The organism is Bacillus sp. 5w2, assembly GCF_054353775.1.
Genome location: NZ_JBTIWT010000001.1, coordinates 699,663 through 714,661 on the forward strand (window position 1 = coordinate 699,663; position 14,999 = coordinate 714,661).

Consider the following 14,999-nt stretch of genomic DNA (forward strand, 5'->3'; position numbering starts at 1 on the left):
TTTCTTATCGCTTACTGCGCCAGTTTTCATCATGGCCAAGATTCGATTCTGTCGTCCGTTTTATATCATATAAAATTTCGCTAAAAAATCGTTTAGGTACTTGATTTGGCACAATGCGTCTTGCATCATCAACTTCGTCATAGGAGTATGAACCACGGCTCACTGTGCCTGCTTTATAAAATTGAATTTCAAATAAGCATACATCGTCCTCTTCTTCATATCCAACAGGTGCGCCTTCAAATGCAAGCTCCGCCCCTAACCCTGTGCGAGCGTCTTCTTTATAGAAAGAATAATACACACCAGCATCTTCAACTGATCCGCGATTCCAACCGTACTTCGTTAACTTACCAAACAGCGACCGACCATTGATTTGAATGCCCCCAAACCTTTCCACAGTTACTTTCTCATCTTCCGCCGCCAGAAATACTTCGCGAACAATCTGCGGGAATGGTTGGATAACCTCATAATCTTCTAGTTGTTCCTTCCATAATTCCCTTTCCTCTTTGGACAATTCTAGCGGATGGATCAGACCGATAACAGTGTCTGGCGTAAGTTCATGCTCTTCTTCGTCAACCGTATTGAATGTACCGTCTTCCATATAACGAAACGTCACAAGCAACTTTCCTTCCTTATACTCGCCCCAAATAAGTGAGATAGCAAATTGCTGCATAATTGGATTTTCCACAAACAAAGACTTCCATGTATGTTGCGACCAATAACGATTAAGAGAAAGTGCCATTTCAAGACGTTGCGTTTGCATACTAATGATACTTCGAAGCTGTTTCTTTATAGATGATAACTCCACCTTAGCCTCTTCTGCTTTTTCCACATGATCTTTTGCATTTGGTTTCGGAAGCGACTTTATTCGTTTTCCTTCTTCTGTTTTTAACTCGATTTTCAGGTTGGGCGTTAAATAGGCAGTAAACATCCTACTTCCGTAATCAATTGTCTTTTCACCGCGTTTATTAAAGCCAAGGTCCGGAACAAGCTGATCCTCTAGTTCTTCTTCTGTTATACCCCGTGTTTTAGCAGCGAGACTCAACGCTTCTTTCGCAGCATTACGCACCTGTTTATGTTTATATTTGAATGCTATAGTATTAATCGTCATAAGTGCAAGATGTGACGAAGACAACGCCAACGCCTGAACAGCTGCTGCAGCGATAGCTCCGCGCATGCCAACAGCCCACTCATCAATCTGCTTTTTGAGCAGCAGCGCCATTTCATCATCACTATGAATGCTATACATCGAAAGAATACCGCGCTTTTTCGCCTCCGCTCCTTGAGAAATCCACAACTGATAGATCGCTTGTATATTTTCTTTCAAATCTTGTTCATTTAAAGCTGCACCTATCACTTCCACCGCTTCCTTTTTCTCAATTACAGCCTCCGATACATACTGCTGAAAATAAGCAAGCGGAAGCGTTGCATCTGCAATTACATCGGAATCACGAAGACGAATTTGCGGTTCAAATCCGAGCCACTGCACGAGTGCGTTTCTTTTTTGTGGTGTTAAAATACGTGTACAAAAAGCTTCGATACTTCCTGATACTCCTTCTAGGTCTTCATCGCCAAGCAGCGGAGCAAACTTCTCCATCAAGGAAGCATTTTTCTTTTCTTGCAAAGCTTCTTGCACAAGTTGTGTATATTTTTCAGATTTAAAGTATAAAAGTGTTTGCATTACATTTTCGCGTACGACTTTCTTTCTACTATTCAATTCCTTCGCTACATCCTCTGCAGCTTCCACATCTTTTGTAAGAAACTCGACTGCGGCAGCACGTACTTTTTTAGAGGAATCTCCAAGACTTTGAATAAGAATAGCACGCGTTTTAACTGTATCATTCTTTGCCAACTCATCCAAAATGAAAATTCGTTCATCTGCAGAATACTCAGTAAATGTCTCTGTCACATATGCCTGTTCTTTTACAAATAAACGAACGAGTGCTTCTTTCGCCTTATTTTCCTCCTCACTGTGCCGAGCAGCTTGTTTAACTGAATAATAAACAAGTTTCTCCTTCGATAAACCGTAGGATAGAAGATCTTCCAACATTTGTTCCAGCGAACCTTCCTTATGAGAACACCGGTGCAGAAGTTCATATAATTTATAATTATAGTCATTTCCAAATTGAAGTTTGAGCGCTGCTTCCCTCTTTACTGCTTCCTCTATATCCCAAAGGAGTGCAATTGCTAAAACAGACATTCCCCGGTAATTATTTTGCTGCTTCGAACTCTCGAGCACTTGCTTCATATCTTCAAATGATAATTCCCCAACTAAATAGTCACGATATGTATCACGTATGTCAGATGATTCCGACTCAAGGGCAATCGCTAAAAATTCTTCACGTACTCTGTTTCGATTGAATTCGTATCCTTTTTCCGCCAAAAGCATCGCCACGAAAAGATAATGAATTTGACTTAAATATTGCAGCGTACGCTGAACAAATTCTGGCTGCTCTTCCACCATCCGAAGCAATAATTGATATTCATATACTTTGTCGGAGTTAACGACACCTAAATGACGTCGTGTAAGACGATATGCGAAAAATCTTTCCTCTGAAACACTGAATTGTTCGCACAAGTTTCGAATAGTTGCATAAGCTTGTTTATCAAAATCCCTTGTTCTTACATGATTTCCAAACTGATCAAGAACACGACACACATGATTCGTTGCATAATCCATAAAGTTTTTAACAGAACGTTTCGCTAACAAGTCAATATATCGTCTTGCCACATTTGAATGCTGATAAACACGAAATACTAGCTGCCAGGTCACATCAGGTAAAGATGAGCCAACAGAAACTTCACTAACAGATTCACCTTGAACGTATCTTTTCGCCAATTCTATCTTTTCTTGTGCCCCGTCCAGCTTCAATATAAACTCCGCATGCTCTTGCAGTTCTTCCTCCAATAAAGAACTGTACGTAAGAAATCTCTCATAATCTGCATCTAGCATATGCAGAAGCAAAACCATCTTTGGTCGACCTGTTATAACTTGTAACTGCTCTTCTATGTACTTTGGATTCTCCCTTATTAATTCTCTAAGAAAAACATCCGCTTCATTTACAGAACGGGAAAGATTCGTTAAATACTTACACGCCAATTCTACAAGAATATCAAATGAAAGACCGCTTTTTTCAAAATAAACTTTTATATCTGGAAAACTCATATATGAAAAGCGCACGAGAAGAACATTCAACAGTTGATCTTCAAGCAAGTAATAAAATAACCGAAAAAAACCTGCGTCTTGCTTATACGCTTTCCTAAAATCACTCATAAACTGCCAAGCAAAATCACTACGCTTATTGTCACGAATCGTCGTTTGTTCTATATGTTTTAAAACTTCTTCATCTCTCGTCTGCAAGTAACGTAACGCTAATTCTTCTTGTTCCCCTGTTATATTAAGATGTTGAAACAACTGATATGTACTGACTGCCATCTTCTCTGCCTCCCTAGTTCTTTTATAAATTCATCGTTATATCATTTATATATGATAATAACCACTCTCTCGTATGTCTGAAATTTCAGATACAGAAATACGGAATATATTTACATTATTAGTATATCATATCAACCTAAATAAGAACGTACGTTTCTTTTTAAAACTTCATATTTATTTAAAACAATCATTGAAAATTTGGTTTAGAGATAAACAAAGTAAGGACTGAATGTTTTTATGATATGTATTAGACTTAGGATTTTGGCAAAAAATTCGAGCACTGGATTCAAACGTAATTTAATGAATAAAAAAGACGCCAATTATAGCGTCTTGAACTGTACCCCGGGGATATGCAAAGCTATCTTAAATAGATTTTCTGGTTATAATACAGGCTCATAAAGGAGCTGTTTTATCCCACTTTTGTTTTTATTTGTAATTCCATGTTATTTCTACTACTTCTTCGGGAGTCAATTCTTCATCATTCCAAAAAATCAAATCACTTGGAGCAGGGTGAGGTACACCAGAGTTATTAAATTGATGAACATAGTTACTGTGTTCATCCTCAGGTAAATCAAGATCATAAATTTTTTTTACAAGCTCAAGCAGTTCTGTTTTCGTCAATTTACATATCAAATTTTTCATCCTTTCATTTAATTTATAACCCTTTGTTCCCGAAATAGTATGCGGGATCTAAAACATTTTGATGCATTTTAGGAGATACAATCATTAGATTATAGACATCTCCACCTTTATCAATAGACTGTTTATGATGCAATATATATTTATTATAGTTACCATAATGTTCCGTTCTTGGTGAGTAAGGAGCCTTACCTTTTTACATAAGTTTTATATCCATAGGACTAAATTCTCCAGCATAACTTGAATCAGCAAGTGTTTTCCAAAATTCCTCTCTAAAATCATCAAATGATTTAAATTCTTTTCCGACTAATTTGTCTCTAACTTCTTGCAGAATAATACCAATATCACCATCATTATACATTAACTTCTATGATGTATAACATTCTAATGAATTAAGCTAATTCTCCTGTTTCGGGGGTTTGGGTAAAAAATATCCTCCTTGAACATAGGCGTTTTTTTATTCATGCAGAAATATTACCGCAAAGCTACATTGATAAAACACATGACAAACTTATATATAATTACAAGCTCAGCTCTCACAAAAAACGCAATAAAAAATAAACAGCGGAACTAGTCCACTGTTTACTTCGCCACGCCTTCATGTAATTTTTCTGTATAATCTTTTACGTCTTTCCAGCTATCTTTTGCTGTATTTAAATCTTCTTTTATGAAGGTAAATTCTTCAGGACTGATTCCTTTTACGTTTTGTAGTAAATTATTGTATTTTGCCCCTACCGTATACCATTGATTTGATATATTTTGCAGTGCTGTAATTGCTGCATCAATTGTCTCAGTCATATTTGTTGTTTTATTTTTCACATCAGTCAAAATTGCAACTTCTGCTTGTGCGCCAGAAATTCTATCTTTTAAATTGGCTATTTCTCTTTCTGCATTTGCGATATCTTTTTTCGCAATGGCAATCATCGGTCCGCCAGCAAGACATGTTATTAACGCTACGCAAAGTACACCACCAGCAATGACCATATCATTACTCTTTTTTATTGAATCGTTATATGTATTTATTTGTTGCTCTAGAGCTGGAATGCCAGCATTCGTACTTGCCAATATCGCTGTTAATTGATTTGTATCTTCTTTAAAACTATTTGTGTCTTTCGCCATTCTATCGCGAAAAGCTTTCAAATTACTTAGTAATACATCTACCTCATTTTGATTCTTTACAATATCTGCATACAACTTTTCTAAATCCGCTTTTAATTTTCCGCTATCCTTTTGATCGATCGCTATTAGCATGCTATTATAATACGCTTGAAAAGTATTATTGTAATTAATAATATTTTGATCTGTTTTCATAATTTGAGGCTTCATATAATTTAACCAATACGTTGCATTAGTTTTTGCATCTCTTTGGTGCTGAATCATATTTCCTTTAAACTCACTATTAATGGAACTTATTTTACTTAAATCAGTTTCTTGCTGATTTTGAATTAATTTTGCATATGAATCCATTGCGAATATGCTCGATGTCGTTTGGGCCATAACATCTTGGAATCCAGCTGGCCCTAGAGAATAATTTTTCGCATTTTCTTGCAATGTTTTTACGTTTTGTTCTGCAGCCAAAGGATGTAAAGGAAATGCGTTACTTGTTGCCACTCCAGCAATCATTAACGTTAATAGACATTTTTTATAAAATCGTTTTTGCATACTTTTCACCTATTTTCTTTATAAGGATATAAAAAGCTCCTGCTCACAACTGAACAGGAGCTTCAAATCATTCATCAATACTTAACGCTCTAACGATTCGTATACGATTATGCTTTTTTCGTATCTACTACTTTAATATCTTCAGCATAAATCTTTTCTGCATAGTCTTTAATGTTTTTCCAGCTATCTTTCGCAATGTTTAAATCTTCTTTAATGAAAACAAGGTCGTTTGGACTAATTGAATCTACATTTTGAAGTAGAGAATTGTATTTTGATCCCATTGTGTACCATTGATTTGAAATGTTTTGCAACGCTGTAATTGCAGTATCAATTGTATTTGTTAAATACTCAGTTTGTGTTTTAATGTTCGTTAATCCCGCTACTTCTAATTGAGCAGTTGTAACTTGTCCTGTTATTTTTTGAATTTCTGCCTGTGCATTATCTAGTTCTTTCTTCGCTAATACGATACCAGCTGTACCACCGCCTACAGCCGCTGTGCCTCCTGCAATTAATGCGATTCCTAGCGGTGTTCCTGCTCCCGTAGCGATAACTACTGCACCACCGATAATTGCAATTGGCCCTAAAGCTGTCGCAACAGATGAACCGATAATAATTGCATTATATTTGCTAATTGCTTCATTGTACGTTGTAATTTGATTTTGCAATAGCGGAATCCCTGCATCTTGACTAGCTAAAATAGATGTGATTTGATTTGCATCACCCTTGAAGTTTTGCGTATCCGAAGTCATTTTATTTCGGAATTTCTTCAAATCTTCTACTAATTGGTCTACTTGTGCTTTATTTTCATTAATACTACTTGATAATCTAGTTAAACCTTTCGTAAGAGTTGCTTTATCTTTTGCATCTACCGCAGCAACTAAAGTATCATAATAGTTTTGGAATTTCGTATTGTAGTTAATGATATTTTGATTCGTTGAAATAAGCTGTGGTTTCAATACATCTAACCATTGCTTCGCATTTCCTCTAGCTGTATCTTGGTGCTGAATCACTTTCCCTTTTAAAGCTGCATCAACAGACGATACATTACCAAAGTTAACATTCCCTTGTTTAATAATTGTTAAAGCGTACAGATCCATTACTAAGGCGTTTGAACCTGTTCTTTCCATTGCATCTTTTAGGCCTTCTGGTCCTAATGAGTATTCTTCATAGTCATTATAAGCTTTTGCTACAGCATGAACTGGAGCTTGTTTCACTGTACTTTCAGCTGCATACGTATGAGCCGGCATAATGTTCCCTGCTGCAAATACTGCCATAAGTGCTGATAGAGCCATTACTTTATAAGGTTTTTTTGTCATTTTTCTTCTCTCCCTATATCGTTACTTATTTTTAATGTACTTCAACGTTTGTAACGTAATCTTCAAATTGATTCGTTTGTTTATTCATTTCATCACTTACTTTTTTAATTTGATTGAAATGTTTTTGAAGTAAACTACTATCTGTATACGTGCCTTCTTCAACACTCTTTTGAATTTGGATCATATTATTGTTTAGAACTTTCCAATCCGTTAATAACGTTTCTAAAGTTGAGATTTGACGATCAATTAATTCTGTAAAGCTACTTACTTGATCTTCAACGAATGTAATTTGTGTCGCCTCTGCTTCAGTTTGTGATAACTTTTGAATAAGTGGTAGTAGCTCTTTTTGCTTTTGCTGAATGCGAAGAGCTGCTTCTCTCGTTTGACTATCTGCAGCATTTACAATTTCATTACTTAAAGTACCGATAGAAACGAAATCAATTGTTTTCGTCTGCGCAGTTTGATTCGTAATTGTAAATACTTGTTTACCAATATTAATAGAACCTTTAATAATTTCTTGAGGCCTATTCAAAATAGTCGTTAATTCAGCTTGAATTTCCCCTTGAATTCTTTTAATATCTTCTCTTAATTTCACAATATCTCCACTTGATCCTTGCAGTGTTTTTATTGCTTCATCAGCTTTAATTGATAAGTTGCTACTATCTTTGTCTAATACCGTTTTAAATCGATTTAACTCTAATAAATCTTGCTCCATACTCTCTTGGATGCTTTGTACTTGCAATTGTAATTTTCCATATGCACTTGTAAAATCTGCTTTTGCCTTTTCATCTTCATTTATGTTTCCTGCTAGTTCATAGAGCTTACTATAATAACTATTAAATCTAGTACTATATCTCATCATCTCTTGATTTAAGTCGATTAGCTTCGGATTATATTCATCAATCCACTCTCGTACATTTGCCTTTGCAAACTTTTGATGATTCGTCAAACTACTCATCGCATTCACCTTAATATCTGGCTGTTGTAAAATAACTAGTCCATATGCTTGTATAAGTGGTGACTGTGATCCTAACATTCTAATTGAATTGGATAATGTATTTGGAGCAATTACATTTTGTGCATATACTGTTTTCACTTCTGTTTGCCCCTCCTTAGCGTAAGCGCTTACAGGAATAAAACAACTCGTAGATACTGCTGTAACCAATAACCCTGTAATTAAAGTCTTTTTCACTTTAACTCCTCCTATGTATTAGCAACTATTACTATCGCATTTTATTATTCTATTTTCTTGCACGTAATTTGAGATGGTTAAAATAGAGAACGTTCTTACCGTGATTCATGTACGAACCATCTCTTCCAACTTTTATTGCTACAGTACTCACTTATTGTTCTAAAACATTTCATATGTGATTAGTATGAATAACATTGTATAAAATTTCTATTTCATATCCATTTCCACATTCACACAGTGAATATATTACATAAAAATATTATTCATTTTAAACTAAATAACGTAAGCAAATATGAAATTCCGTTTTGTTTTCATGTAAGTTTTGTACTGTAAGGTCATTTAAACACAGCTATTTATCTATCGTAAAGAAGTATTTTCATTCCCTTTATTTTCAAGCTTTCCCGTCCTTATTTCAAAATATAATCCGCTTCACTTTTTCAATTGAAATATCCATATATCACAACAAAAACTCCTACTTACTTATAGATTTAAAAATTATATCAGTATATCTTTTAGGTTCATATGCAATTATGCATAGCGTATACACAAAAAGGATAGCTTCACTTTCGTAAAGCTATCCTTAAAAAATCTTCTTACTTTTTCAAATGATATGGAACTGTTGTAATAACAACATTTCTTTTATAGAGTAAATACGCACGAATGAGTAAACTAGACTGATTATGAAGAATGTTATGCCAACCTTTTTTCGGAATGAACTGTGGTATAACGACAGTAACTCGGTAATTTGATTCACTCGCTTTATATTGCACTGTATCAATAAACTTTGTTAGCGGTTGAATAATACTTCTATAGTGAGAATGTAAGGTAACAAGTCTTACTTCAGGTTGCCACTTCTTCCATTTCTCTTCAAATTTCTTTTCCTCTTCTCTGTCAAAAGCAACATATACAGCGATAACTTGATCTGCAGAAAGAGCCTTCGCATAGTTCAATGAATTTTCCACTACATGAGTCATACCTGCTACAGGAACGACAATTACATTTCCCTCAATTGGAACAAGTGGTTCACAAGTTTTTAAACTTAATTGATCGCCCACTGCATCGTAATGCTTCTTAACTCTATGGAACAAGAAGATGATGGCAGGTAAGAAAATAAGGATTGACCAAACTTGTGCAAATTTAGTTAAAAAGAACATGCTCATTACGATAAAACTAATAATTGCACCAATTAAATTAACCGTTAATCTCAAAGCCCATCCTTCAGGTTTTTCACGAAGCCATTTTAATACCATACCCGTTTGAGAAAGTGTAAATGGAATAAATACACCTACTGCATATAACGGGATTAAATGTTCTGTTTGCCCTTGGAAAGCTACAATTAAAATAATCGAAGCTATCCCAAGTATAATAATACCGTTTGAGTAACCTAGGCGGTCTCCTCTAATCGTAAACATTCTCGGTATAAATTTGTCTTTTGCAAGGTTAACTGCTAATAGTGGAAATGCAGAATAACCTGTATTAGCAGCAAGAATTAATATTAAAGCAGTTGTACCTTGTATGAAATAGTACATGAAATTACGTCCAAAAGTTTGTTCAGCAATTTGTGAAACAACTGTTACTTCCTTACTTGGATTAATTCCGTAATAATAAGCTAAAAAGACAATTCCTGAAAATAAAACGGCAAGTAATGCACCCATTGCAAGCAATGTTTTCGCTGCATTGTTAGGTGCAGGATCCTTAAAGTTTGGAATTGCGTTAGAGATTGCCTCAACACCTGTTAAAGCCGAACTACCCGATGCAAATGCTCGTAGCAGTAAGAACAAACTAATTCCCGCAACCGGCGTTCCAATCGGCGTGTGTAAAGTCGGTGAAACGTGACCAGTTAAAATATTGTATATCCCTACCCCAATTAATATAAATAGTGCTAGAACGAATAAATAAACCGGATATGCTAAAACGGAAGCTGATTCCGTTACCCCTCTTAAATTTAAAATAGTAATAAATATAACAAATATAATCGCAATGATTACATTATGTGCATGTAAACTAGGAAAAGCTGATGTGAGCGCATCTGTACCTGCAGACACACTTACTGCAACAGTTAAAATATAATCGACTAATAAAGATCCTCCAGCTATTAACCCTGGATTCATCCCTAAATTTTCTTTTGATACAACATACGCGCCCCCGCCATGCGGATAAGCAAAAATAATTTGACGATAAGATAAAATAAGGGCTGTCAATAATACTAATACCCCGATAGCGATCGGAATTGAATACCAATAAGCAATCGCTCCAAGACCTGCTAAAGCAATTAAAATTTGCTCTGGTCCATATGCAACCGATGACAATGCGTCAGAAGATAAAATGGCTAACGCCTTCGTTTTATTAAGCTTCTGCTCTCCTAACTCAGTTGATTTTAACGGTCTTCCAATTAAAAATCTTTTAATAGATGAAACCAATACTGTCCACTCTCCAATAATTTTGTACGAACGATGCTGCTTGTTACAGCCAGCAAACTATTTCTTCAGAAAACAAAAAATGTCTACAAGCCATAGCGAAATAGACTTGTAGACATTATATTTTTTGTCGCACAAGCTCCACCTTCCTTCTCAATATAACGCTTACGAGGTTAGCTGTCGGATTCGGGCCTATGAGTAGCCCTACCTTTTTCAAGGATTCACCCCATTGGATTAAGTATTAATCCATAAGAACGGGTCCCCCGTACCATGCGGTTTCAGCGATTTAGAAAATTGAAACTGTGGATTATAATACTCCTTTATTTTCAAAATGTAAACAAAAATTTTGAAAAAGAAAAAATTTAAAATGATTGCGCATAATCCGCCGGTAAATATACATAATGAATACTAAAAAATCGATAAAGGAGACCCATATGTCTAAAGAAAAGAAGCCTATTTTTTCCGATTCCTATTTAGATGCGTTAGCAAATGAAATTAATCAATTATACGGTAAACGTGAACAGGAAATAAATTTGACAGATAGAACGAAAAGAAATAAATAATTTGTCATAAAAAAAGAAAGCAATACACTTATATATTGCTTTCTTTTTTATTTTTTCATACATCCAATTCTATTTCTGACCTGTTAAAGGTCATTTCTTCATACACTTTCAAATTTTGATATACTGCCCCTAATAATGGTGCTTCTATAGAAAATTGTTCTGCTACATCTAGTAAGTATCCTTGTAAGTGCTTCCCTTCAATGGACGAACCTTTTTCCATATCACGCTGCATTGATGACTTCATATCATACGAAATTTTATCAATTGTTTTCATATGTTCCTGGGCAATACCATCCTTAACTGGAGCTTTCATAGACCTCATGATTTGCACACATTCTTCAAATAAGTTTCGGATAAATTCGTGTCCACCTTCACTTTCACGAATCGGTCCTATTGGTGCACGCATTAATGTCGTCACACCCGACATTACAGTAATAAATAAATATTTATGCCACATATCTTGCGTAATATTTTCACTTAAAACAAAACTAGATTTCGTACCTGCAAATGCTTTAGAAATATGCTTTATTCTCTCTGAACCTTGAAGCTTGATTTCTCCAAACAGAAGTCTGTTGGCAGCACTCGTTTGTACAATTTCTCCTTGATCGTTTAACGTCGTCTCGATAAAGCATAAACCGCCAATTACTTTTTCCACGCCAAATTCCTTTTGTAATTGTGATAAATGAGCGATACCATTTAACAATGGAATGATGACAGTTTTTTCGCTAACATAGGGCTTCAAATCTTGAATTGCCTCGTTTAAGTGATACGCTTTTGTTGAAAATAAAATGACATCAAATGGAGCAGTTCGATCTTCTTTCGTTATTAATTTCGGTTGGAAGGAAAAATCCCCGTTAACACTTCGGATTACAAGTCCTCTTTCCTCCAATTGTTTTTTCCGTTTACTACGAACAAGGAACGTAACATCTTCTCCCTTTTCTACTAATCGACCTCCAAAAAAACCTCCGACGCCACCAGCCCCTAATACTAAAATACGCATACAACATCCCCCTTTTCAAAATACAGTTTTATAACTTTTAGTATACATAACATTATACATGTCCCCTACTAAATAAGCTGAATTTTCATTCTTAATCGATTATAAAACAGTGGTTATTTTCAAATGAATTTGGGCATGTTGTTTTTATAGCATATATGGAAAGGAAACAATGTAAATGGAGGCAATACAAACAATCGAGGAAAAAGATGTAGCAACAGCTATATTTCAATTTATATTCCCGTTTTCTTTTAAAACTGGATATGAACAAAATATGTTCCCTTTCTTACAGAAAAATGATTTTCGCCCTTTTCGACTCGATCATCTTGAAAATGAAAATACATACTACGGAAAATTTCAAGTTTCACATCAAAATATGGAAGCATACTATCTTTCATTTACAAATAAAATTCTATTTCCTCACTCAGAGCATCAAAAAGGATTACAACGCTATTCTAAAGACCTTAACTTAACTGGACACTTAACAACAAATCTTATTTCCATCCCCTTCAAGATACACTCTATTGACGTAACACTCTGTCCTTATGAACTTGGCTTCTTAACAATTCGGACAGAAGTAGAAACCGATCCAAACATGACATTATCAGAAGCAATCGAATTCGCCGCCCGCTTCCGTGTACTTGAAACTAAAAATGATACAAACGAGACTATTTGTATTGAATGTAATGGAAAACAATATTCACAAGTAGAGAAGCTTATATTCGGCGATTTATTTCATGGCTTAACAGACTTCTTTGAGAAAAAGAGATTGCGGAGCTCTTACTTTCAAACATTCCCATTCTTTGAAGATCAACGAATGTATGTACAAACTTTATTATCCATAAACAAAGAGTCTGACCTTCATGTAGTTGATGTATACCGAGCTTCCAGTCTTTCCGGATTAACAGACGATGGTAAGCCCTATATTAGCGCAAATAATGTTCCTTATATTCAAGATTATTTAACAAAACATTCTTATCAAAGATGGGCTCCTAATCGCTACTTTATTATGGAAGAACATATTTTCACATGTATAACAAACGAAGGTGAACACGAATTCGCTAAACTTGCTAGTCAAATGTACGGGGAGTTTTATTACGCTTTGTTATTAAATCTATTTCATAAAGTTGTTTTATTAAAAATGGCAAACGCTTATGCCGAGTTAAATATTGAACAAGATACAAATGAAATAGAGAAATTAATTTATTCAATTAATTCATTTACAGCGAATTACTTCTCTTTAGAGTTAGTATCCCAATCACAGAGTGAAGATATTTTCTTCCGCTTAAGAAAGTTATTTAACATTGAGGTACTATATTTGAATGCAAAACAAAATCTTGATAGTTTGTTTAAATATCAAGAAAATGTCGCTTCTAAAAAAGATAGCCTTTTACTATTAATTTTAACGCTCTACTCTGTAGTAGGCCAAATGTTAGGGTTTACTATGATTGACCTTTTAAGAAACACCGATTCAAACAAAATATCATCGCCACTTGAATTTTTCGCACTTTTAATAGCAATAAGCGGCATAGTCATTTCACTTATTTTAGGCGCACAAAGTTTATACCAATGGAGTCTACAACATAAACGAAGAAAATCATGGGTAAAACAAACTGTACTTTCTGCTGTGAAAGAGAAAGATAATAAACATTAAAAAAGATTATTTTCATTTACTGAAATTTTTATCGGTGATTTTTCGAATATATCGACTTACCGACAAAAAAACGACAAAAGACAGAACCGGATAATATCAAAAGGGTACTCCAAAATGACGTTTGGAGTACCCTTTTTTATTACACAAGTTCAGCTTACTTCCCTGCTTCGATTTGTTCTAATGCAGCAGCTACTTGTTCTTCAGTTAATTCATGTTGTACTACGTAGCGGTTACGTGGGCTTACACGACATTCATGAGAACATGCACGTAAATATTTCGCTTCGTTTTCTTCCGAACATAAAATTTTCTTGTTACATTCTGGATTTGAACAGTTTACATAGCGCTCACAAGGTTCACCTGTAAAGTGATCTTTACCAACAATAACATGTTCTTTTTGGTTTACTGGTACAGCAATACGCTCATCAAACACGTAACATTGTCCATCCCAAAGCTCGCCTTGTACTTCTGGATCTTTTCCGTACGTTACAATTCCGCCGTGAAGCTGACTTACATCTTCATACCCTTCACGAACTAACCAACCAGAGAATTTCTCACAACGAATTCCGCCTGTACAGTACGTTAAAATCTTTTTACCTTCAAGTGTTTCTTTGTTTTCTCTAATCCAATCTGGTAATTCACGGAATGATTCGATATCTGGTTTAATTGCACCTTTGAAGTGTCCTAAATCAAACTCATAATCATTTCGTGCATCAATAATAACTGTATCTTCTTGTTTCATTGCTTCATAAAAATCTTTTGGCTCTAAATACTTTCCAGTTATTTCGTGTGGGTTAATGTCATCTTCTAGACGAAGTGTAACTAATTCTGGACGAGGACGCACGTGCATTTTCTTGAATGCGTGCCCTTCTTCTTCATCTATTTTAAATACGATACCGTCAAAGCGTGGATCGTTGTTCATTGCTTCCATGTATTTCTCTGTTTGTTCTACAGTTCCAGAACAAGTTCCGTTAATTCCTTCTTTAGCTACAAGGATTCTTCCTTTTAATTCAAGTGAATTACAAAATGCTAAATGCTCTGCAGCGAATTCTTCAGGGTTTTCAATTGTTGTGTACATGTAATATAGTAATACTCTGTATGGTTTTGTAGTTGCCAATGTATTTCTACC

General features: G+C 35.0%; 10 protein-coding genes, 1 pseudogene and 1 riboswitch. Of the genes and pseudogenes, 2 read left to right on the forward strand and 9 right to left on the reverse strand.

The window, feature by feature from the left end:
- Positions 1-4 precede the first annotated feature (4 nt).
- From ACXY7N_RS03585 to ACXY7N_RS03615, 7 genes and pseudogenes are all read right to left on the reverse strand, one after another.
- The gene (locus ACXY7N_RS03585; protein ID WP_016134160.1) at positions 5-3,433 is read right to left on the reverse strand and encodes a DUF4132 domain-containing protein; all 3,429 of its coding nucleotides are present in this window, start codon (positions 3,431-3,433) and stop codon (positions 5-7) included.
- 426 nt (positions 3,434-3,859) lie between these two features.
- Complete coding sequence (locus tag ACXY7N_RS03590; RefSeq protein ID WP_016088376.1) at positions 3,860-4,066, reverse strand: bacteriocin immunity protein; 207 nt, start codon at positions 4,064-4,066, stop codon at positions 3,860-3,862.
- A gap of 22 nt (positions 4,067-4,088) precedes the next feature.
- Positions 4,089-4,439, reverse strand: a pseudogene (locus ACXY7N_RS03595) (WXG100 family type VII secretion target); the annotation flags it as partial.
- Between the two features lie 215 nt (positions 4,440-4,654).
- Positions 4,655-5,734 (reverse strand): non-hemolytic enterotoxin NHE subunit C, encoded by a 1,080-nt coding sequence (gene nheC, locus ACXY7N_RS03600; protein ID WP_016134158.1) that lies wholly within the window; start codon positions 5,732-5,734, stop codon positions 4,655-4,657.
- A gap of 107 nt (positions 5,735-5,841) precedes the next feature.
- Entirely contained in the window at positions 5,842-7,050 is a 1,209-nt protein-coding gene (gene nheB / locus ACXY7N_RS03605; RefSeq protein ID WP_016088378.1) for a non-hemolytic enterotoxin NHE subunit B, read from the reverse strand.
- Positions 7,051-7,081: 31 nt separating this feature from the next.
- Positions 7,082-8,242 (reverse strand): non-hemolytic enterotoxin NHE subunit A, encoded by a 1,161-nt coding sequence (nheA, locus tag ACXY7N_RS03610; RefSeq protein WP_016134157.1) that lies wholly within the window; start codon positions 8,240-8,242, stop codon positions 7,082-7,084.
- A 593-nt stretch (positions 8,243-8,835) separates the two neighbouring features.
- The gene (locus ACXY7N_RS03615) at positions 8,836-10,662 is read right to left on the reverse strand and encodes an APC family permease (protein ID WP_016088380.1); all 1,827 of its coding nucleotides are present in this window, start codon (positions 10,660-10,662) and stop codon (positions 8,836-8,838) included.
- A gap of 144 nt (positions 10,663-10,806) precedes the next feature.
- Positions 10,807-10,953, reverse strand: a riboswitch (cyclic di-AMP (ydaO/yuaA leader).
- 140 nt (positions 10,954-11,093) lie between these two features.
- Between ACXY7N_RS03615 and ACXY7N_RS03620 the strand changes: the two genes are divergently transcribed.
- On the forward strand, positions 11,094-11,222 hold the full coding sequence (locus tag ACXY7N_RS03620) for a hypothetical protein (RefSeq protein WP_000031869.1): 129 nt from the start codon (positions 11,094-11,096) through the stop codon (positions 11,220-11,222).
- A 55-nt stretch (positions 11,223-11,277) separates the two neighbouring features.
- On the opposite strand, the gene panE is transcribed toward ACXY7N_RS03620, so the two are convergent.
- Positions 11,278-12,222: a 2-dehydropantoate 2-reductase gene (panE, locus tag ACXY7N_RS03625; RefSeq protein ID WP_016088381.1), complete on the reverse strand. Its 945-nt coding sequence runs from the start codon at positions 12,220-12,222 to the stop codon at positions 11,278-11,280.
- A gap of 175 nt (positions 12,223-12,397) precedes the next feature.
- Between panE and ACXY7N_RS03630 the strand changes: the two genes are divergently transcribed.
- The gene (locus ACXY7N_RS03630; RefSeq protein ID WP_488592284.1) at positions 12,398-13,873 is read left to right on the forward strand and encodes a hypothetical protein; all 1,476 of its coding nucleotides are present in this window, start codon (positions 12,398-12,400) and stop codon (positions 13,871-13,873) included.
- A gap of 154 nt (positions 13,874-14,027) precedes the next feature.
- Here the strand turns inward: ACXY7N_RS03630 and trhO are convergent, their stop codons facing one another.
- A complete protein-coding gene (trhO, locus tag ACXY7N_RS03635) occupies positions 14,028-14,987 on the reverse strand; it encodes an oxygen-dependent tRNA uridine(34) hydroxylase TrhO (RefSeq protein ID WP_000246226.1) in 960 nt (319 codons plus the stop codon).
- Positions 14,988-14,999 lie beyond the last annotated feature (12 nt).

Excerpts from the sequence above, each read along its gene's own strand:
- ACXY7N_RS03630 (WP_488592284.1), top strand. The coding sequence starts at position 12,398 with ATGGAGGCAATACAAACAATCGAGGAAAAAGATGTAGCAACAGCTATA.
- nheC (WP_016134158.1), bottom strand. The coding sequence starts at position 5,734 with ATGCAAAAACGATTTTATAAAAAATGTCTATTAACGTTAATGATTGCT.
- panE (WP_016088381.1), bottom strand. The coding sequence starts at position 12,222 with ATGCGTATTTTAGTATTAGGGGCTGGTGGCGTCGGAGGTTTTTTTGGA.
- ACXY7N_RS03585 (WP_016134160.1), bottom strand. The coding sequence starts at position 3,433 with ATGGCAGTCAGTACATATCAGTTGTTTCAACATCTTAATATAACAGGG.
- ACXY7N_RS03620 (WP_000031869.1), top strand. The coding sequence starts at position 11,094 with ATGTCTAAAGAAAAGAAGCCTATTTTTTCCGATTCCTATTTAGATGCG.
- nheB (WP_016088378.1), bottom strand. The coding sequence starts at position 7,050 with ATGACAAAAAAACCTTATAAAGTAATGGCTCTATCAGCACTTATGGCA.